We start from the raw sequence: 20,648 nt of genomic DNA on the forward strand, positions 1-20,648 counted from the left end.
AAATAACATTATATATAATAATAGTGAAAATTACAATAAGTTTGGCCCTAAATTTTTTCCACCAATTAAATGATAGTGTAAGTGGAAAACTGTCTGACCTCCATCAGAACCGCAGTTATTGATCAACCTGTAACCGGTATCTTTTATACCCAAATCAGCTGCTATTTTCTTAGCTGCCATATGGATGTCTATCAGATATGAGGAGGTGCTTTCATCTATTTCATTCATGCTTGATATATGTTGTTTAGGCACAATCAAAACATGTACAGGTGCTGCAGGGTTTATATCCTTAAAGGCATAGACCTTGTCATTCTCATAAACTGCTGTTGATGGAATTTCTTTGTTTATAATTTTGCAAAATATACAATCGCTCATGTTAAGTCCTCCTATATGCTAAGGTATGATCAAGATTTTATCTGAGACTCAATCACCTTTATACTGTGATCCAGTGCATCTTTTATTTTAGTTACATCCTTGCCTCCGGCTTGAGCCATATCAGGGCGTCCACCGCCGCCTCCTCCTGCAATCTTTGCAGTTTCCTTGATAATGTTGCCGCAGTGGATTCCTTTTTCTAAGGTATCTTTTGTCGCTGTTACAACGAAATTTACCTTATCCTCAAAATTAGAAGCAATAACTACAACACCTGAACCAATTTTATTTTTAAGCATATCTGAAGTGTTTCTAAGGCCGTCCATATCAAGTCCTTCATACTTGGCTGTAATGACTTTGACTCCTTTAACAATTGCAGCCTTTGACAATATATCATCAATCGAACCTGCTACCAGCTTGCTTCGCAGCTGCTCAATCTCTTTTTGACCTGCTTTTATTTCATTGGTGAGAATTTCAACCTTTTTAAGGCAATCCTGCGGGGATGCTTTTAAAGCCGCTGCTACATCACCAAGCAGTCTTTCCTTCTCGCTGTAGTACTGGATAGCACCTAAGCCTGTAAGGGCTTCAATTCTTCTCACACCTGCCGCTACACCGCTTTCACTTACTATCTTTATAAGGGATGCCTGTGATGTCGTTGAGAGGTGAGTTCCCCCACACAATTCCATACTGTAATCACCTATTTTTACCACCCTTACAGTATTTCCGTATTTCTCACCGAACAAAGCTGTAGCACCTGATTTCTTCGCTTCATCGAGGCTCATTTCCCTAGCTGATACAGATAAATTCTCAAGTATTTTTTGATTTACTTCATTTTCTATTTGCTTAAGCTCATCTTCAGTTACAGGAGTAAAATGTGAAAAATCGAATCTGAGCCTGGTGGGTTCTACCAGTGAACCTGCCTGGTTAATATGACTTCCAAGCACGTTTCTGAGTGCCTTTTGCAGCAGATGGGTAACAGTATGGTTTCTTGCTGTTGACATCCTGCTTGAAACATCAACCTTAGCAGCTATGGTAGAACCTTTTTCAATAAGTCCCTTTTCTACCTTTCCGATATGCAGGAATTTGCCGTCAGCTGTTTTTTTGCAGTCGTTTACCTTGAAAAGTGCATTTTTTGCTTGCAGATAGCCGATATCGCCTGCCTGACCGCCGCTTTCACCGTAGAATGCAGTCTTATCAAGGATTATAACAGCATCATCACATTCTTGGACATTGTCAACCAGTTGACCATCCTTTATAATAAACAAAATGGTGGATTCACACTCAAAATTGTCATATCCTATGAACTCAGTCTTAATTGCTTTATCTAGTTGTGAGTAGATACTTTCATCCCATCCGGCACCGTCTTTATTGCCATGTGCAATTCTAGCCGTATCTTTTTGCTTTTGCATTTCAGCTTTGAATTCATCTTCATCTACTGAAAAACCATTTTCTTCAACAATCTCACGTGTAAGATCAAAAGGAAAACCATAGGTATCATGAAGCTTAAATGCTTTATCACCTGAGAGCACTTTTCCGCCGCTTGATTTCAACTCGCTGATATAACCGTTTAGAATCGCAAGACCCTGATCGATGGTGTGCTGGAACTTTTCTTCCTCAATTTTGATAACCTTTTGAATATAATCAGCCTTTTCCAAAAGCTCAGGATAGGCTTCCTTTGATTCGTTTATAACTACCATTGCCAGGTTGTAAAGGAATTGTCCCTCGATGCCAAGAAGCTTTCCGTGCCTTGCAGCCCTTCTTAGAAGCCTCCTTAAAACATAGCCCCTTCCTTCATTAGATGGAATGACACCATCTGAAACCATCATGGTTGTGCTTCTAATATGGTCGGTAATTACTCTGATTGATACGTCTGTCTTACTGTTGTTTCCGTACTCAACGCCTGCAATGCTGCAAACATTGCTAAGAACATTCCTTACTGTATCAACCTCAAAAAGATTATTTACATCCTGCATAATGCAGGCAAGCCTCTCAAGGCCCATTCCTGTATCGATGTTAGGGTTTGCAAGTCTTGTATAGTTGCCTTCGTCATCCCTGTTAAACTGTGTAAAAACAAGGTTCCAAAACTCAATATATCTGTCGCAGTCGCAGCCTACTTTACAGTCAGGACTGCCGCAGCCTTTGTCTTCACCCCTGTCGAAATATATCTCAGAGCAAGGACCGCATGGACCTGTACCGATTTCCCAGAAGTTGTCCTTCTTACCCATACGTACTATTTTTTCGGCAGGTATTCCCACAGATTTGTTCCAAATTTCAAAGGCTTCATCATCATCCTCATAAATGGATATCCAAAGCCTTTCTTCAGGGATTTGAAGGTCTTTGGTAATGAACTCCCATGCCCATGGAATAGCCTCATTTTTAAAATAATCTCCAAAAGAAAAGTTGCCCAGCATTTCAAAGAATGTACCATGCCTTGCGGTCTTTCCTACGTTTTCAATATCGGGTGTTCTTATGCACTTCTGGCAGGTGGTGACTTTTTTTCTAGGTGGCTCTTCTTTTCCGGTGAAGTATGGTTTTAAAGGGGCCATACCCGAATTTATAAGTAAGAGGCTGGCATCATTTTGAGGGACAAGGGGAAAGCTTGGAAGGCGTAAATGTCCCTTGCTTTCAAAAAAACTCAAATATCTTTCTCGCAGCTCATTTAAACCTAGTTTTTGCATTGTTATTCTTCCTCTCAAGTATTCTTATATTAATTTGCTTTTGCAACTAAGAGCATTTCAAATTTAAATAATGAACATTATAAAATAAAGCCTGGAAAATAAAAAAATGTACATTAATAAATATATAAAAGATGGCCTTTAGTGTCAAGCCTGACGAGAAATTATACTATTGCTTCAACCGATCTTTTTAATATGACTTTTATGATTGCGAAAATGGGAACAGAAATAAGCATTCCGATTATACCGAAAAACTCACCTCCAATAAGTACGGCAAGGATGGTAGTAAGAGGATGGAGGCCCAGTTTTCCTTCAATTATTTTTGGAGATATAAATGCGTTGTCAATCTGTTGTACCAATGCAAAAATTACTATTGTCCACAGTGCTTTAATGGGTGATTCAATAAGGGCTAATGCAACTGCCGGAAGGCAGCCTAAAAATGGCCCGAAATAAGGTATAATGTTTGCAATCCCTCCAATCAAGCCTAATATGAATGGATACTTGGAATTTATAAGAAATAGTCCTATTGCTTCCAAAATTCCTACAATGAGTGCGGTAAAGAGCTGACCCTGTATAAAGTTGGATAAAATTTCATTTACCTCTCTTCCTGTGTTAACAAGTCCGTTGCGCCATTTCCTTGGTACAAGGGACAGGAATCCGTCCCTGAAGGACCTGGAATCCTTTATAAAGTAGTATGCAATAATAAGAGACAGGGTGAGATCAAGGAAAATGGTAACTGCTTTCATTGTGGTGTTTAAGCCTTTTGAAAGTGTTCTCATGATAAAATCCTGCACGTTGTTCGAACCGTTTTGAATCTCCTTGAGTATTGCACCCTTTATCTCCGGAGACCATTTGCTGGACTGAATATTGGATATGTAGCTGTTAAAAAGCTTCTGATATTTAGTGGTCAGCTCAGGCAGTTTATCCATAAGCTCTTTTGTGTTGCCGATAAGCTCGGGAATAATAAATATTGTCGTAGCTATGATTACCGAAGTAAGAACAAAATAGATCATTATTATACTGAGGGAACGAGGGATGTTTTTTGTCTCCAGCTTTAATACAAGAGGCTTTAAGGAGTAGGCTATTACAATTGCAATAAAAAAAGGCACGACAATATCTATAATCTTTTCTTTGTACTTTATTATAAACATGAATGTTAAAACTAAAATCAATATAATAACTATGTAAATTAGTAGCTTTCTTTTTAAATTCATCATATACCACCTTCTGGAATAGGGATTTATTGAAATGATCTCATTATATTATGGTGTATAAAGATAACGAACTGTAGATCGTGTTTATACAGTTCGTTATCTTTTTAATAAAGTTACATAGTAAGTTATCTAAGTAAATCTATTACATCGCCAAGTGCGTTGCCTGTTCTTCTGATCATGTTTCTTCCGGCTCTCATCATACGCCTTCTGCTTCTAGGCTTCATCATATCTGAATTTTTAATCATTCCGATAGATGCACCGATTAAGCCACCTATTACTAATCCTCTGGTAAAACCGCCTCTCATATATTCACCTCTTTTCATTGTTTTCATTGGGAAGTAGCTTCTTTATGAGGCCGCCGCCTGTATTCTGCATTTCATCGATGGCTTCCCTATCCACTAGTATGTTTTCTTCACTGAATTCTACTTTGCCAAATAACGGGATTATATTTCTGCCTTGAATTATATCGTAAACAAGGCAATCAGAGAGCTCAAGACCTTCGATAGTCCCTGTCTTAAAATCAAATAAAATATCTTTAACTGTTCCGAAATCTTCACCTGACTTGGAATATATACGCAGCCCTATTAGAGTGCCCTTTTTACCCATATTTTCATTTTTTTCAATTTCACTAATCTTTTTGGCACATGAGCAATCGCTGACAATTACAGCATCTTTGCCCAAACTTAACACTTCGTCCAATAATATGGCTTTTTTGCTGATATGGCATCCGGTTCGTTCGAGTAAGATCGCTCTAACTTTTTTTAATTTGGGATAAAAAACCAAATCGCGTACTGTGCCAATTTTCTTTCCGTTATCAACACATATTACAGGTAATCCCATTACCTCGCTATATCTTTCCAAAGTGCCCTCCTATTGATTACTATTCTTAGTATTTCAATGTTCACATAAAAAAATTCATTATAAAGTATTTGACTAGAATTGCATTTTTATATAATATTATATAAATAAATTAATATAAATTTATGTAAAGAAGATTAAGGGGTAGGGTTAAATGTATAGTTTGTTTGATAAATTGGGAATAAGGGTTCCTAAAGTATTGATGCCGGTTAAAGAAAACGATATGTGTAAATGGGCGGTAGTCGCTTGTGATCAGTATTCTTCGCAACCGGAATACTGGCAAAAAGCAGAAGAAATCGTTGGGAGCAGACCATCCACATTAAAGCTGACTCTCCCGGAGGTTTATCTGGGTAAGCCTGAAGAATCAATCAGAATTGACGCAATAAATAAAAATATGATTGAATATACAAAAAATGGCATCCTTGAAGAGCAGGAAGGTTTTATCCTGGTAGACAGAAAAACCTCCCATGCCGAGTCAAGAAAGGGCTTAATGGTTCTTATGGACTTGGAAAAATATAATTACAACGAAGGATCACAATCCCTTATCAGGGCTACGGAGCGTACAGATGTCAACAGGCTTCCGCCTAGGATCAAGATAAGGCAAAATGCAAGTCTTGAGCTTCCTCATATTATGGTGCTTATAGATGATCCTAATAAAACTGTCATAGAGCCATTGTTTGATATGAAAGATAAAATGACATGTCTCTACGATTTTGAGCTGATGCTTGGCGGAGGACACATAAAAGGTTATAGAATAGATGACGGTAAAATTACAGAAGGTATATTAAGTGCTATCGAAAAGCTTGCTGATCCTGAAGGATTTAAAGCAAGGTATCAGGTGGGGGATGAAAAAGGAGTATTGCTGTTTGCGGTTGGAGACGGAAATCATTCACTTGCTTCAGCGAAAGCACACTGGGAGAATATTAAATCTGACTGTTCGGAGGTAGAAAGGGAATTGCACCCCGCAAGGTTTGCATTAGTGGAGCTTGTAAATGTTCATGATGAAGGCATAAAGTTCGAACCCATCCACAGAGTGGTATTTAATATCGAGTTAGAAGAGTTTGTTAGTAAGATGCAAAGCTTTTACGGAGACTCTTCGAAAGTAGAACTGGTAAAGTGTAGTACAAAGGATGAGATGAAAGCACAACTTGGCAAAATGAACGGCAATAGTGTCCATTGTCTGCCCGTTATAACAAGTGCTGGTTTTGGCATTATAGAGGTTCGGTGCCCAAAGTGCAATCTGGAAGTGGGTACACTGCAGATTTTCCTTGATGAGCTTATCTTAGCAGATAAAAAGGTGGAGATTGACTATATACACGGAGAAGATGTAGTTGATTCCCTTGGCAGCAAAAGCGGGAATATAGGTTTCTACCTTCCTGTAATGGATAAAAATGATTTATATAAGACTGTTATATTGGATGGCGTTTTGCCAAAGAAGACATTCTCCATGGGAGAAGCTGAGGAAAAGCGTTTTTATCTTGAGTGCAGGAAAATAGTATAAGGAAAATTATTTTATCTATAGAATATAATCTTTGTTTTATTATTATATTAAAAGTGATAAATCTCTTACATTTGTCTGTCGCAAATCCCGTTGAACCGTTCGGTATTTGCTCAGCCAAATGTAAGATTAACTATACTTTTAATATATATTAAAAGTATAGTTAAGCGTCACTGTGGAAGAATGGTAGGTGGCGTTTTATTTTAATGTTCTGGAAATTATAGTGTATTTTATACTCTATGCAACAATTATATAACTTCGCAAGGAAAATATAACTTATTGGAGGCGGTACCATGGATAATATGATGGTTAAAATTAAAGAAACAGCAGAGTTTATAAGTTCCAAGCTCAGTATTAAACCGGAGATTGCTATTATTCTAGGCTCTGGATTAGGTCCTTTGGTAGAACGAATAGAAGACGGAAAAGAGATAGAGTACAGTGACATACCTAATTTTCCTCTTACAACAGTGGAAGGACATGCGGGTAAATTGGTATCAGGCACCCTCGGGGGAAAGAGGGTATTAGCCTTAAAGGGAAGGTTCCACTACTACGAGGGCTATGATGTTTCGCAGGTGGTTTTTCCAATAAGGGTATTAAAACAAATGGGTATAAACAATATAATAGTAACAAACGCAGCGGGTGGAATAAACAGCGGTTTTAAAGCCGGAGACATAATGGCAATTACAGACCATATAGGTTTATTTGCTCCTTCGGCTCTAAGGGGAAGAAATATTCAGGAATTGGGTCCTAGGTTTCCGGATATGACAAATGCCTATGACAAAGGTGCTGTGGCACTTTTCCAAAAGGTTGGGACCGAGCTTGGGATTGAAATTAAGAAGGGCATCTATGCTTATGCAAAGGGGCCTATGTACGAAACTCCCGCAGAAATATTGGCATTAAGGGTAATGGGAGCTGACGCAGTGGGAATGTCCACAGTCCCTGAGGTGGTTACTGCGGTTCACAGTGGCATGAAGGTTATGGGTATATCATGTATAACCAATATGGCAGCTGGCATATTGAACCAGCCTCTAAACCATGAAGAAGTCATGAAAACAGCAAAGGACGTTGAGAACAATTTTGTATCAGTGGTTCTTAAGTTTGTTCAAAATTGGGATATATAGACCTGGCATGCCTTTAGATGAAATTAGCTATAAGTTAAATATAAAATTACTGTATTTAAAAGAAACAATGTTTGATAATATTATCTTGCTGGTATATAATGTTTAGTGTATAAAGTTAGTTGAATTTTCAGGTAAAATTTGAGGTGTTATTGTGGATAAGGAAATTCTTACTATGGAAGAAGCGGCAGAGCTTTTTAGTGTAAGCGTTAAGACATTTATAAAGCTTCTGAAAGAGGAAAAGGTTCCTGCAAGGAAAATAGGCAGAGAGTGGAGGTTTAGCAGACAGGCACTTATTAACTGGTTGTCTGTGGGAGATTCACAGCAGTACTCTGCTAGTGAGGGCGAAGTAAAGGATTTTTTTAATGATGTTGCCTCAAAGTGGGAAGAGCTAAGGCAGGATTATTATGATGAGTCCATTAAGAATAAACTGATTGATTTGGATATAATAAATAGTAACATGCTTGTAGTGGATCTTGGGGCTGGTGATGGCTACATATCCAGGGAAGTATCCAAAATTGCACGGCAAGTAATTGCAGTGGATATTTCTGCTGAAATGCTGAAGGAGCTTAAAAGAAAAGCAGCCGGTGAAGGAATTAAAAATATTCAAACGGTTGAAAGCGATGGTCTTGAAGTTCCTATACCCGAGGCTTCAGGAGACGTGGTATGTGCAAGTATGTATCTTCATCACATAGCTGACCCAGAACTGGCAATAAAAGAGATGAACAGGATCTTAAAGCCTGGGGGAAAAGTATTTTTAGCAGATTATAACGAGCACTCCGATAGAGATTTAGTTGAAAAAATGCATGATATATGGCAGGGCTTTAGTGAAACTGATTTAAAAAACTGGTTTAAAGCTTCAGGTTTTAAAAAGGTAAAGCTTGAAAAGCTTGCAGGTCGACCTAAAAAGACAGATAGATCTATACCGGGTGCTGGTATTTTTATTTTAACTGCTGAGAAATAATAATATGGGGGTTTTAAGATGGGTAAAGTGTTGGTTTGTGGTTCAATTGCGTATGATAATATTATGGATTTTCCCGGGCTGTTCGGAGAGCAGATACTTCCGGATAAAATTCATGCATTAAATGTAAGCTTTCTTGTAAACAGTTTGAAAAGAGTTAGGGGAGGTACTGCTCCTAATATAGCATACAGCCTTTCTCTTGTAGGGGAGAAACCGGTGATTTTAGGTACAGCAGGAAGGGATTTTTACGAGTACAGGGATTGGCTCATAAAAAACGGTGTTGATACCGGTTGTATAAAAATAGTTGATGAGGACTATACCGCTACATGTTATATTACAACGGATATGTCCAACAATCAGATAACAGGGTTTTATCCGGGAGCTATGGCTTTGGATTCTCAGTTGTCATTAAAGGATATGGATTTAACAGGGATATCCCTTGTTGTGATTGCACCTACAGAACCTTCTGCCATGACTAAATGGACAATGGAATGTCAGGAGCTTGGAGTTCCCTACTTATATGACCCGGGGATGCAAATGCCCAGGCTTTCGTCAAAGGAACTAAGAGATGGTATTATTGGGGCAAGAATTGCGATATTCAATGAGTATGAATATGACCTCATGAAAGGAAAGACAGGTCTTTCAGAGGATGAAATTTTAAATAATGTTGATATTTTGGTTATTACCCTAGGTGAAAAGGGTTCTATTATTTGCGGCCGTAACCAGAAGGTACAGGTAAAAGCGGCCAGACCGGTAAGGGTTGTTGACCCTACAGGAGCAGGTGATGCCTTCAGGGCAGGCCTTATAAAAGGATATCTGGAGGGTGTTTCCCTTGAAACCATGGGAAGATACGCTTGTGTATCAGCGGTTTATGCGGTTGAGCACAAAGGTGCCACAGAGCACTGTTATACAATTGATGATTATAAATTAAGATACAAAGAAAATTATGAGGCTGTATAAAATATAATAGTAATGCAGAAAATTAAATGACTTCTAAATGTATGTAAAAATATAGGAACTTTATTATGAGGGAAATGACTATGGACATTTTATTGAAGAATATTGGTATTATAACAGGTGATATGGATAATCCTCATATAGAAGAAGGCTTTGTAGGTATAAAAGACGGCATTATCGATTTTGTAAGCTCTGTCAATGACAGCATGCCTGAATTGAAGGCACGAAAGATCATTGATGGGAAGAACAGGCTGGTGATGCCTGGGCTAATTAACACACATACCCACTGCGGCATGACAATAATGAGAAACTTTGCAAATGACCTGCCCCTGCATACATGGCTTTTTGACAATATTTTTCCTGTGGAGGCCCGATTAAAGGGGGAGGACATATATTGGGGAACCATGCTTGGAATAGCAGAGATGATCAAGACAGGAACTACGATGTTTTCCGATATGTATCTTGATATGGATGAAGTTGCAAAAGCCGTTGAGTCATCTGGAATAAGGGCAAACCTGTCCATAAGCCCCATAAAGCTTAACTCAGGAGATAACAAGATAATTGATGAGACTGATAAGGTTTGTGAATTTTACAAAAACTGGAATAACAACGCTGACAGGAGGATTACGGTTAGCCTGGAAGTTCATTCAACCTATCTTTTTAGCAGGGAATGGCTTGAAAAGTCAGCTTACATAGCTAAGAAGCTTGGGATAGGCATTCAGATTCATATACAGGAAACAAAAAGAGAACTGGCGGAATCCATTGAAAAATATGGTATTACACCCTTGGATCTGTGCCTTCAGACAGGCATATTGGATGCTCCTGTAATAGCGGCACATTGCGTATACTTAAATGACAACGATATGGATATATTAAAAGCAAAAAATGTCAGTGTAGCACATAATCCTACAAGCAATTTGAAGCTTGGAAGCGGGATTGCACCTATACCAGGTCTAATTGAAAGAGGTATAAACGTTTCTATAGGAACTGATGGGGCTGCCAGCAATAACAATCTTAACATGTTTGAAGAGATGCATATCGCTGCACTACTGCATAAGGGATATTACAACGATCCGGGTGTTGTCAGTGCAAGAGAGGCTATAACCATGGCGACTTCCAATGGGGCAGAGGCAAACGGACTTAATGGGATAACAGGTGCTGTGAAAAAGGGAATGAAGGCAGACCTTATTATAATTGATATGAATAAGCCTCATTTATGTCCGGTAAATGATCCGGTCTCGGCCTTAGTGTATTCAGTTCAGGGGTCGGATGTGGAGACAACTATAATAAATGGGCGTATAGTAATGGAGAACAGGGTTCTTTCTACAATTGATGAAGAACTTGTTATGGGAAGGGTCAGAGAGATAGCAAAACGGGTTATAAAATGAGGTGATAATTTGAGTAAAGCGGATTTTATTTTTATTAAAATGTGCAGGGACATATTGGAAAACGGAACTTCCTCAGAAGGCGAGGTTGTGAGGGCAAAGTGGAGTGACGGTACTACCGCCCATACAATAAAAAAGTTTGGCGTGGTTAACAGGTATGATCTGGGAGAAGAATTTCCAATTATGACTTTAAGACCAACCAATCTTAAAGCTGCTATTGATGAAGTGCTATGGATATGGCAGAAAAAGTCCAACAATATAAAGGACTTAAACAGCAGGATATGGGACAGTTGGGCTGACGAAGCCGGTTCAATCGGAAAAGCTTATGGATACCAGCTTTCTATAAAACACAAGTATAAAGAGGGCGAGTTTGACCAGGTAGATAGGGTTTTGTATGATCTAAAGCACAATCCTTACAGCAGAAGGATTATAGTCAATATGTACAACCATCAGGATTTAAATGAGATGCATCTATATCCCTGTGCTTACAGTATGACATTTAACGTTACAGGGGGAAAGCTTAATGCTGTTTTAAACCAGAGGTCCCAGGATATTCTGGTTGCAAACAACTGGAATATATGCCAGTACGCAGTGCTTGTACATATGTTTGCCAAGGTAAGCAATCTTGAGGTGGGTGAGCTTGTTCATGTTATAGCGGATGCTCACATATACGACAGGCATATTCCTCTTATAAATGAGCTTTTAAAAAGGCCGGTGTATGATGCACCAAAGCTTGTAATAAATGGTAACAAGGATAATTTTTACGAGTTTTCGGTAGATGATTTTATACTAGAAGGCTACCAAAGCGGTTCACAGATAAAGATACCTGTTGCAATATAAATTTACTGAGATAAACTATTTACAGTAAATTTATATTAGGTTAACATAAAACAATTATATCATATTTAAAAAGGTGATCTTATGAAGGCTATTGCAAACGTGGATTCAAACTGGGGTATAGGATGTAATGGTAACCTGCTTGTCAGAATTCCTGAGGACATGAGGTTCTTTAAGGCAACTACCATTGGAAAGATAGTGGTCATGGGGAGGGAGACTTTTGAGTCTTTGCCTGGAGGACAGCCCTTAAAGGAAAGGACAAATATTGTGCTCACCAGGAACGAGGACTTTAATCCAAATGGTGCCATAAAGTGCAGCTCAATTTTTGATTTGAATAATAATTTAAGTCAATACAATCTAAACGATGTGTTTGTCATAGGCGGAGAATCTGTATACAAGCAGTTGCTGCCGTTTTGCTCCGAAGCTTATATAACAAAAGTTGAAAGTAAATTTGATGCGGATAAGTTTTTTGTTAATCTTGATTTGAATGAGGCATGGGAAGTGGTTGACGAAAGTGAAGTTAAGACACATAATGATATAAACTTTAGGTTTGTAAAATACATAAATAAAAAAATATAATAAAAACGAAGAAAGTACTTGACATATCATTGGAGAATTTGGTATCATTGTCTAGGAAAATAAAGAAGAAGTTATCCGCTTCTCACCTTACGGATTTTATTTGTAAGGTTAATAGTGAAAGTTAATCGGTAAGTCTAACTTAGCTAAAAAAGCGGATCCTCTATGATCTGCTTTTATTTGTTTTGCCGAGTATAATTTGTTCTTGGAATCTATTTTGGAGGTGTTTGGTTATTAGCAAAGAAGAATTGATGATAAATGAGGAAATCAGGGATAAGGAAATAAGACTGATTGATAGTGATGGTACTATGCTGGGAATTATTTCTTCAAAAGAAGCTCAGAAAATGGCCAGCTCGAAGAACCTTGACTTGGTTAAGATTGCTCCTCAAGCTGCTCCGCCTGTTTGCAAGATAATGGATTACGGCAAATATATGTTTGAGCTTGCAAAAAAGGAAAAGGAAGCTAGGAAAAATCAAAAGGTTATTAGCATTAAGGAAGTCCGGGTTTCAGCATCAATTGAAGAACACGATTTTAACTTCAAGGTGAAGAATGCTTATAAGTTCTTGAAAGATGGAGACAAAGTTAAAGTCAGTGTTAAATTCCGAGGCAGAGAAATGAATTACACCTCATTAGGCGAAGAAGTACTCGGTAAGTTTGCTGAAGCGGTTGAAGAAGTTGCTACTGTTGAAAGAAAGCCTAAGCTTGAAGGTAAAAGTATGATTATGATACTAAACCCAAAGCAGCAGTAATATAGGATTTAAGGAGGAAAAATTAAAATGCCTAAGATTAAGACTCACAGCTCTTCTAAAAAGAGATTTAGTTTGACTGCAACCGGTAAGGTTAAGAGAGCTAAAGCTTTTAAGCGCCATATTTTAAACAAAAAAACTACTAAGAGAAAGAGAAACTTGAGGAAATCAGCTATTGCATCACCTGCAAATGCAGCTACTGTTAAAATGTTGATTCCGTATAAGTAGAAGGAGGTTTAATCAATGTCAAGAGTAAAAGGTGCGGTTAGAACCCGTGCAAGACATAAAAAGATTCTCAAACTGGCAAAAGGATATTTTGGAGCAAAAAGCAAGCTCTTTAGGTTAGCAAATCAGGCTGTTATGAAATCCCTGGTTTATGCATACAGGGATAGAAGGGCAAAGAAAAGAGACTTTAGAAAGTTGTGGATTTCAAGAATAAACGCAGCAGCTAGGGTAAATGGATTAAGCTACAGCAGGTTTATGGATGGAATTAAAAAGTCAGGAATTTCTTTAAATAGAAAAGTTCTTGCAGATATGGCTGTAAACGATGCAGAAGCATTTGCACAGTTAGCAGAAAAAGTTAAAAAGGCAGTTAGTGTAAAACTTTAAAATAATAGGCTCGCAAGAGCCTTTTATTAATGTTCAGGGAAATTATAGAAGAGTAATATTTCATACCTTAATATATAAATCAAAAACTGAGGGCCCTAATGGATATTATAACAAGCAATCAAAATTCATTAATCAAAGAAATAAAGTCACTGGAAATACGTAAGAACAGGGAAGATAAAGGTCTCTTTATTGCAGAAGGTTTAAGGTTTGTTGAAGAGGCGATAAAAGAGAATGCATTGATAGACAAGATTGTGGTTTCCAGTACGTTTTTAGAAAATAAATCATCATTAAATATAATGGATGAAATTCATAGCATGGGACTATCTTACTTTGTTGCATCTGACAAGGTTTTTAAAGAGATATCCGATACCCAGTCTCCTCAAGGTATATTAGCCATTATCAGGAAGAAGGATGCTGCACTATGGGATGTAATAAAGGGCAGTGATAAAATAGTTATGCTAGAGTCGCTTCAGGACCCTGGGAACATGGGAACCATAATAAGAACAGCAGATGCTGCCGGAATGACAGGAGTCATTTTGTCCAAGGGCTGTGTCGATGTGTATAACCGTAAAGTGCTCCGGTCAACTATGGGTTCAATATTCCATTTGCCCATACACCAATCACCCAACTTTATAAGTACCATAAATCTGATTAAAGCCAAAGGAATTAAAGTCTATGCGGCACACTTAGATGGAACAATCAATTATTATGGCATGGATGAATGCCAAAATGCAGCTATAATTATTGGTAATGAAGCAAATGGAATAAGTGATGAGGCGGCAAAAGCAGCTGATTGCCTTGTTAAAATCCCAATGCCTGGAAAGGCTGAATCTCTTAATGCTTCTGTTGCAGCAGGCATACTAATGTATGAAATTGTTAGAAAATCAGGCACCTCTTAATTTAAATTCACCGATTCGCTTTACAACCTCATTGGATACCCAGGCTGCAACTGCAATTTTTATAATATCCCAGGGCAAAAACACAAGAAAGCCATCTAGCAATAATCTTGTCAGATTTGGATTTCCGCTGATAATGAACTTTGTGTAAAAAATCAGGTATGCGACACCGAAGATATAACAGCTCAATATGCCTGCAAATGATGATGCAAAGAGCTTAGTAAAGGTAATTCCTTTTGAATCGAAAATTTCTTTGATTTTGCCGGTTATGTAAGCAGCTGCAACAAATCCTATAATATAGCCGAATGTAGGCTTTGTTAAATAACTCAAGCCCCCGCCCCCAGTAAATACCGGGAATCCTGCAAGGCCTATGGCTATGTAAATTAGCTGTGAAAGCATTCCAAGCTTTGAACCAAGGAGCAGTCCAGAAAGAATAACAAAGAAAATCTGGAATGAAAAAGGCACCAAAGGCAACTGAATTTTAATAAATGCACCTATACATGTCAAAACAGCAAACATTGAAACTAGAACCATCTTATGAACTTTACTCAATTTAAAACCTCCAACTGTTAACTAAAATATTTTGTGCGGTTAACAATTATTATAGAGTCAAATAATCTTATTGTCAATGGCTAAGAGGCTTCTTTTTTTGATTTATTCGGACATATCACGGTGAAAAGACCCCCGAAACCTATACAGGAGTAAAATGTGATGATTCTCCATAGAAGCATTGCTGTGAAGACTGCATTGCCTTCAAAGAAAAAATGAAAGAATGTATAAGAGCTTATCTCGGCCCCACCTGCAGCACCGGGAAGGGGTATTATTGATATAACTGTAGCAATAAACACTGCTGCTGCAAAAAGTTCAAAGAAGCTGGATGAGTCAGTTCCAAAGCCTCTATATATGAGATAGGGGATTGCAAAAAAGAATGATAGCTGTATCATGGTTAGTATAAACAGCTCGATAAGGAGCTTTGGATTTTTCTTTAAAAGAAAAGCATTATCATGAAACTTGGAAAGCGAATCCTCAAGCTTTTTTTCAGCTTCAACTTCGTCACCTTTTATGATTCGTATCTTTTTTAATACTTTAAATACAAATTTGAGTATCTTCTCTGTAAGTGTTCTGTTATAAGAGAACAACATGGATATTCCAATCATTGAAGCATGAACTGCCAGTCCTAATACAGTAAAAGGCAATAAATAAGGGATTCTGGCGTTAAAATCATTAAATGTAAAAATAATTACAACCAGGGAATATATTGTAAGTACTGATTGGAAAGCCACAAATTTAAGCATTACTATAGAGCTGGCATTGGCAGAGTCTATGTCGTTCTTCATCATATAAACAACCTGAGCCGGCTGTCCGCCTGATTGAAAAGGGGTTATCGAGTTAAAAAACTGACCTACCATTGTGTAGGAAAAAGAGTTACTGACTTTTTCCTTGAAACCATGGAAGACTGAAATTATATGAAGAGATAAGGCCTCAAAAAACCAGTATAAAAACATAAATAAAAAAGCAAGTATTATCCAGCGTGTATCAAGTCTTGAGATTTGATGTAGCAAATTGCCTATGCTCTGTGTAGAAAAAACCAGAACAAACGGAACTGCCAGTGATACTATAATTATTATGAGATTGAAAATGTTTTTTTTCACTAATATACCTCTGCAAATTGATTTGATGATTAAAGTGCTATAGGGCAGCTTTTCGGTTTAGTTCCTTCTCTTTTCTGTTCACACTGTCGTAAAAGTTTGCCCACATTGATAGTATGTTTTCTTCCGAATAAAACTGATGTCCTTTCCATGATTGATTTTCCCAATGAGTTCTGACGTCAACGTTATTGCTCATATTATGTAATATATCAACAAATTCATTTACTTCAGTTCCTTTTTGATAGTAATCAAAGAAAACATCAGGGTAAATATCAAGATCCCTCAATAAAATAGGTAATTTACAGTTAAAGGCCTCAAGTATTGTCATAGGAAACAATTCGCTGTAAGATGGAAGAAAGAGAATATTGGCTATGTTGTATAGCTCATTCATTTGCTCTCTTTCCAAAATACCTGGAAACTGCACATTAGGTGGGGGATTATCAACTATCTTTTTTAACTCTTTATAACCTGCGGTTATCCTGCCAAAGGAAAAACCGCCTGCCCAGATAAATTTTATATTATTTAGCTTTTTTGCTGTTTCAATAAAATCCATTACACCTTTTCTTGTCTGTACCTGTCCAACACCTAAAACCACAAATTCATTCTCGCCAATACCATATTTTTTCCTTGTTTCCAGTTTTTTATCCGGGTTAAGGGAATAAAAATTCTTGATGGAAACAAAGTTAGGTATATAAGTTATTTTGCTTTCATCAATACCATAGTTTTTTAAAAGCTTTATAAAATAAGGATTAACTGTCACTAGATAATCCATTTTTTTGTAAAATGAAATTATATACCTATAAAAAATTTTTTTGATCGGTGCAGGAAACTCCAGGCTTCCATCAACGGTTTCAGGAAGGAGATGAACATAACCTACGTTAACTCCTTTAAATTTTGCAATTGAAGAAAGGAAATAAAACTGTAAGTCAAATGTATGGTAATGCATTATATCAGCTAACTTTAATTTATTGGTAACAACATTATAACGGTCCTGAAGTCCTTTACGTACCAGCTCAACCTGTTCCGTATAAGCAGAACCGACTCCCTGTCCTTTGACTTTATCAGCAGAAGAGAGCATGTTTATTAAATACATTATAAGATAATCTCCTTTTGCAATATTATGCTTTTTTAAGCACCGCTTCTACGTGTTTTAATGCTGAGGCTTTTAAATTTCTTGCGGAAATTATAACCTCTTTTTCTGACTTTTTTATGGCTTTCTAAAACTTCATTATATAATGTTTCCACATTTTTACCGAACTCTCCGGATGAGAAGCTTTCAACCGTCCTTTTTGCATTCTTGGCATAGCTTCTCGCCAGCTTTTTATCGTTCAGCACTTCCATAATGATATCGGAAAGCTCATTTTCATATTTAAATATTCTACCGTTTTTATTATTCTGTATAATACCGTCTATATTTCTATCATATCTAGCTATGATCGGTACATCTGATGCCATTGCCTCTATTAATGTAAGTCCCTGGGTCTCCGTAACGGAGCAGCTTATAAATACATCTCCAAGCCTGTAAAACATGCCTATTTTTTCCCATGGCTGTACTCCGGTAAAGATGACGGATTTTTCTATACTAAGCTCGGCTGTCAAAGCCTTAAGATCTTCTGAAGCCTGACCATCTCCTACAATCAGAAACTTTACGTCAGGAAGCTTTTTTAAAATTTCAGGCATCTGCCTTAAAGCAATATCTATGCTCTTTTCCTTATCTACTCTTCCTATAAACAACATTACTGGATCATCTTTTTTCATACCCAGACTTTTCTTTAAAGCGGCTAGATCATCTTTGGAATATTTATCTTCACTGAATCTATCCAGATTAATTCCTGTAGGTATTATTTTTATAGGGCTTTTTACCCCATATTCATATAAAATATCATATGTCTTCTTAGAGGGGGCAATTACAGTATTACAAGCGTTACAGAAGTTTCTGCTCAGTATTTTTACAATATCATCAGTGGTTTTTTTAAATTTATTTTTGGAAATGTAATGTACATAATCCTTCCAAAGGGTATGATAGGTATGAATTAACGGAATTCCAAGCTGCTTAGACATAATCGTACCGAAAATACCAAGGGAAAACTCTGATTGGGTATGAATAATATCAAGCTTTAAGCGTTTTACTCCCTTAGCAGCTCTATTGGAATAAAATAAGCCAACCCTTCTGGATTTATAGAAAATAAAAGCCATGCTTGGTAATCTGAATACACCAGGGCGTTTTTTTGTAATATTGGGGTTCGAAATTGTGAATATATATACGTTATGGCCTCTTTTTTTAAGTTCGTCTGACAACATATCTATTGATGTAACAACGCCGCTTACATCCGGGTGATATGTATCGGTGAATATTCCAATGTTCATTAAATTTACCTCTTTCCAGTAAAAATCTGATCTTTCAGAATGTACCTCACATTAACTCCCGTAGTATCATTTGTATTTTAAACCTTCCAGTAAAAATATATACTATCTAGTTAGATATTATACAACAGTAGAAAAATTAGTACAATATTGTTTTGAGCGATTATGAGGCTATTGGCAGCTTGAACCTATGCCATTTATGCTGAAACAGCCACTTTTTTCATATTTTGTTTATAAATATTTAATAAATCAAGGAAATAGAGTGGTTATATAAAATACATGTATAAAAGCCTCACAATTAAAACTGTTTAATCAAGTCTTAAATGTGAGGCTTTATATAATTTTGTGCAAGTTACAGCTTATATCTTATTTGAATTATGGGAGCATTGTGGAGCCCATAAGGAATTTGTCGCATTCTCTAGCGGCACCTCTGCCTTCATTTATAGCCCAAACAACAAGACTTTGACCTCTTCTCATATCACCCGCTGTAAATACTCCTTTGATGTTCGTTTCGAACTTACCGTACTCAGCCTTGGCATTTGAACGCTGATCCTTCTCAATTCCCATTGAGCTTAAAACTGTGTCCTCAGGACCTAAAAATCCCATTGCAAGGAGTACCAGGTCAGCAGGCCAGATCTTTTCGGTACCTGGAATTTCTACAGGAATAAAGCGGCCGCTGTCATCCTTCTTCCATTCTACCTTTACGGTATGAACCTCTTTTACATTGCCATTATCGTCAGATACAAATTTCTTGGTTGTGATATAGTACTCACGAGGGTCTCTTCCATAAAGTGCAATGGCTTCTTCCTGTCCATAATCAACCTTTAATACCTTGGGCCATTCGGGCCATGGGTTATTGGGCTGCCTTTCATTAGGCGGTTCAGGCATTATTTCAAATTGAACCACACTCTTGCAGCCATGACGTATTGAAGTACCCACACAGTCTGTACCTGTGTCACCACCCCCGATTATGACAACATTCTTGTCCTTGGCAGAGATGTAATTACCATCTTCCAATTTTGAATCAAGAAGGCTTTTGGTGTTAGCATGCAGAAATTCCATTGCAAAGTAGATTCCTTTATATTCACGCCCTTCAACAGGGAGGTCACGCGGTTTTGTTGAGCCGCCGCACAAAACAACTGCATCAAACTCTTTAAGCAATTTATCTTTTGGGTAATTTACACCAACCTCAGTATTGGTTATAAAATTTATACCCTCAGCTGCCATTAAATCTACACGACGTTGAACCACGCTTTTATCAAGCTTCATATTGGGAATACCATACATCAAAAGACCGCCGATTCTGTCTGCACGCTCAAATACAGTAACAAGATGCCCCGCCTTATTAAGCTGGTCTGCACATGCAAGCCCGGAAGGGCCCGAACCTACAACAGCAACCTTTTTGCCTGTGCGTTTTTTAGGAGGAGTGGGTGCTATCCATCCCTCCTTGAAAGCACGATCAATAATTGAACATTCATTATTCTTTATAGTAACCTGCGGGTCGTTTATACCAACAGTACAAGATCCTTCACATGGTGCAGGACACACACGTCCTGTGAACTCAGGGAAGTTGTTTGTTTTCAGTAATCTTGCCACAGCTTCCTTCCAGCGACCTCTATATACTAAATCATTCCATTCGGGAATAAGATTGTTTGTGGGACATCCAGAAGCCATGCCGTTTAAAAGTAATCCGGTATGACAAAATGGTATTCCGCAATCCATGCATCTTGCACCCTGAACGCGTTGAGCTTCTTCAGAAAGATGCAGATGAAACTCATTCCAGTCATTTATTCTTTCAAGAGGACTACGATCGGGCGGTAGTTCTCTTTTATATTCCATAAATCCAGTAGGTTTACCCATAATAATTCCTCCATATAATCAACTTAAAATTATACCGTCAAGATATCTTGCGATTTTAATTATTAAAATCTACAAA

General features: G+C 37.5%; 21 protein-coding genes and 1 other annotated feature. Of the genes, 11 read left to right on the forward strand and 10 right to left on the reverse strand.

The genetic code is table 11. The features are described from left to right. Positions 1–30: 30 nt before the first annotated feature. The 5 genes from VIO64_RS22290 to VIO64_RS22310 all read right to left on the reverse strand — a co-directional run bounded on the left by VIO64_RS22290 (position 31) and on the right by VIO64_RS22310 (position 5,119). Positions 31–375, reverse strand: coding sequence for a histidine triad nucleotide-binding protein (locus VIO64_RS22290; RefSeq protein WP_331921952.1), 345 nt, complete (start codon positions 373–375; stop codon positions 31–33). 29 nt (positions 376–404) lie between these two features. Continuing rightward, positions 405–3,047: an alanine--tRNA ligase gene (alaS, locus tag VIO64_RS22295; protein ID WP_331921953.1), complete on the reverse strand. Its 2,643-nt coding sequence runs from the start codon at positions 3,045–3,047 to the stop codon at positions 405–407. Between the two features lie 161 nt (positions 3,048–3,208). Beyond that, entirely contained in the window at positions 3,209–4,261 is a 1,053-nt protein-coding gene (locus VIO64_RS22300; RefSeq protein ID WP_331921954.1) for an AI-2E family transporter, read from the reverse strand. 122 nt (positions 4,262–4,383) lie between these two features. Further along, positions 4,384–4,563, reverse strand: coding sequence for a YtxH domain-containing protein (locus VIO64_RS22305; RefSeq protein WP_331921955.1), 180 nt, complete (start codon positions 4,561–4,563; stop codon positions 4,384–4,386). 4 nt (positions 4,564–4,567) lie between these two features. Beyond that, entirely contained in the window at positions 4,568–5,119 is a 552-nt protein-coding gene (locus tag VIO64_RS22310; protein WP_331921956.1) for a PRC-barrel domain-containing protein, read from the reverse strand. Between the two features lie 151 nt (positions 5,120–5,270). Between VIO64_RS22310 and VIO64_RS22315 the strand changes: the two genes are divergently transcribed. The 11 genes from VIO64_RS22315 (at position 5,271) to VIO64_RS22365 (ending at position 14,702) form a co-directional block, all read left to right on the forward strand. Further along, a complete protein-coding gene (locus VIO64_RS22315) occupies positions 5,271–6,617 on the forward strand; it encodes a DUF1015 domain-containing protein (protein ID WP_331921957.1) in 1,347 nt (448 codons plus the stop codon). Positions 6,618–6,907: 290 nt separating this feature from the next. Then, on the forward strand, positions 6,908–7,735 hold the full coding sequence (locus VIO64_RS22320) for a purine-nucleoside phosphorylase (protein WP_331921958.1): 828 nt from the start codon (positions 6,908–6,910) through the stop codon (positions 7,733–7,735). 151 nt (positions 7,736–7,886) lie between these two features. Next, on the forward strand, positions 7,887–8,696 hold the full coding sequence (locus VIO64_RS22325; protein WP_331921959.1) for a methyltransferase domain-containing protein: 810 nt from the start codon (positions 7,887–7,889) through the stop codon (positions 8,694–8,696). An 18-nt stretch (positions 8,697–8,714) separates the two neighbouring features. Further along, positions 8,715–9,653, forward strand: a complete 939-nt coding sequence (locus tag VIO64_RS22330) for a carbohydrate kinase family protein (protein ID WP_331921960.1) — start codon at positions 8,715–8,717, stop codon at positions 9,651–9,653. Positions 9,654–9,733: 80 nt separating this feature from the next. Further along, positions 9,734–11,038: an amidohydrolase gene (locus tag VIO64_RS22335; RefSeq protein ID WP_331921961.1), complete on the forward strand. Its 1,305-nt coding sequence runs from the start codon at positions 9,734–9,736 to the stop codon at positions 11,036–11,038. Positions 11,039–11,047: 9 nt separating this feature from the next. Then, entirely contained in the window at positions 11,048–11,875 is an 828-nt protein-coding gene (gene thyA, locus VIO64_RS22340; protein WP_331921962.1) for a thymidylate synthase, read from the forward strand. Between the two features lie 81 nt (positions 11,876–11,956). After that, positions 11,957–12,451 carry a dihydrofolate reductase gene (locus VIO64_RS22345; protein WP_331921963.1) on the forward strand — a complete coding sequence of 165 codons (495 nt, stop codon included), beginning with the start codon at positions 11,957–11,959 and terminating at the stop codon, positions 12,449–12,451. A 56-nt stretch (positions 12,452–12,507) separates the two neighbouring features. Then, positions 12,508–12,636 (forward strand) — a sequence feature (ribosomal protein L20 leader region). Positions 12,637–12,699: 63 nt separating this feature from the next. Then, positions 12,700–13,197 (forward strand): translation initiation factor IF-3, encoded by a 498-nt coding sequence (gene infC / locus VIO64_RS22350; RefSeq protein ID WP_331921998.1) that lies wholly within the window; start codon positions 12,700–12,702, stop codon positions 13,195–13,197. 27 nt (positions 13,198–13,224) lie between these two features. Further along, positions 13,225–13,422: a 50S ribosomal protein L35 gene (gene rpmI, locus VIO64_RS22355; protein WP_331921964.1), complete on the forward strand. Its 198-nt coding sequence runs from the start codon at positions 13,225–13,227 to the stop codon at positions 13,420–13,422. A gap of 15 nt (positions 13,423–13,437) precedes the next feature. Then, positions 13,438–13,803 carry a 50S ribosomal protein L20 gene (rplT, locus tag VIO64_RS22360; RefSeq protein WP_331921965.1) on the forward strand — a complete coding sequence of 122 codons (366 nt, stop codon included), beginning with the start codon at positions 13,438–13,440 and terminating at the stop codon, positions 13,801–13,803. 98 nt (positions 13,804–13,901) lie between these two features. After that, the gene (locus tag VIO64_RS22365; protein WP_331921966.1) at positions 13,902–14,702 is read left to right on the forward strand and encodes an RNA methyltransferase; all 801 of its coding nucleotides are present in this window, start codon (positions 13,902–13,904) and stop codon (positions 14,700–14,702) included. On the opposite strand, the gene VIO64_RS22370 is transcribed toward VIO64_RS22365, so the two are convergent. The 5 genes from VIO64_RS22370 to VIO64_RS22390 all read right to left on the reverse strand — a co-directional run bounded on the left by VIO64_RS22370 (position 14,688) and on the right by VIO64_RS22390 (position 20,572). Next, entirely contained in the window at positions 14,688–15,251 is a 564-nt protein-coding gene (locus tag VIO64_RS22370; protein WP_331921967.1) for a biotin transporter BioY, read from the reverse strand. The two genes, VIO64_RS22365 and VIO64_RS22370, sit on opposite strands and share 15 nt — an antisense overlap. 80 nt (positions 15,252–15,331) lie before the next feature. Beyond that, on the reverse strand, positions 15,332–16,351 hold the full coding sequence (locus VIO64_RS22375) for a lysylphosphatidylglycerol synthase transmembrane domain-containing protein (protein ID WP_331921968.1): 1,020 nt from the start codon (positions 16,349–16,351) through the stop codon (positions 15,332–15,334). A 37-nt stretch (positions 16,352–16,388) separates the two neighbouring features. Further along, positions 16,389–17,441 carry a glycosyltransferase family 4 protein gene (locus tag VIO64_RS22380; RefSeq protein ID WP_331921969.1) on the reverse strand — a complete coding sequence of 351 codons (1,053 nt, stop codon included), beginning with the start codon at positions 17,439–17,441 and terminating at the stop codon, positions 16,389–16,391. 35 nt (positions 17,442–17,476) lie between these two features. Continuing rightward, positions 17,477–18,715, reverse strand: a complete 1,239-nt coding sequence (locus VIO64_RS22385; protein WP_331921970.1) for a glycosyltransferase family 4 protein — start codon at positions 18,713–18,715, stop codon at positions 17,477–17,479. 372 nt (positions 18,716–19,087) lie between these two features. Then, complete coding sequence (locus VIO64_RS22390) at positions 19,088–20,572, reverse strand: glutamate synthase subunit beta (RefSeq protein WP_331921971.1); 1,485 nt, start codon at positions 20,570–20,572, stop codon at positions 19,088–19,090. Positions 20,573–20,648: the final 76 nt, after the last annotated feature.

This window comes from Pseudobacteroides sp. (assembly GCF_036567765.1).
GTDB lineage: Bacteria > Bacillota > Clostridia > Acetivibrionales > DSM-2933 > Pseudobacteroides.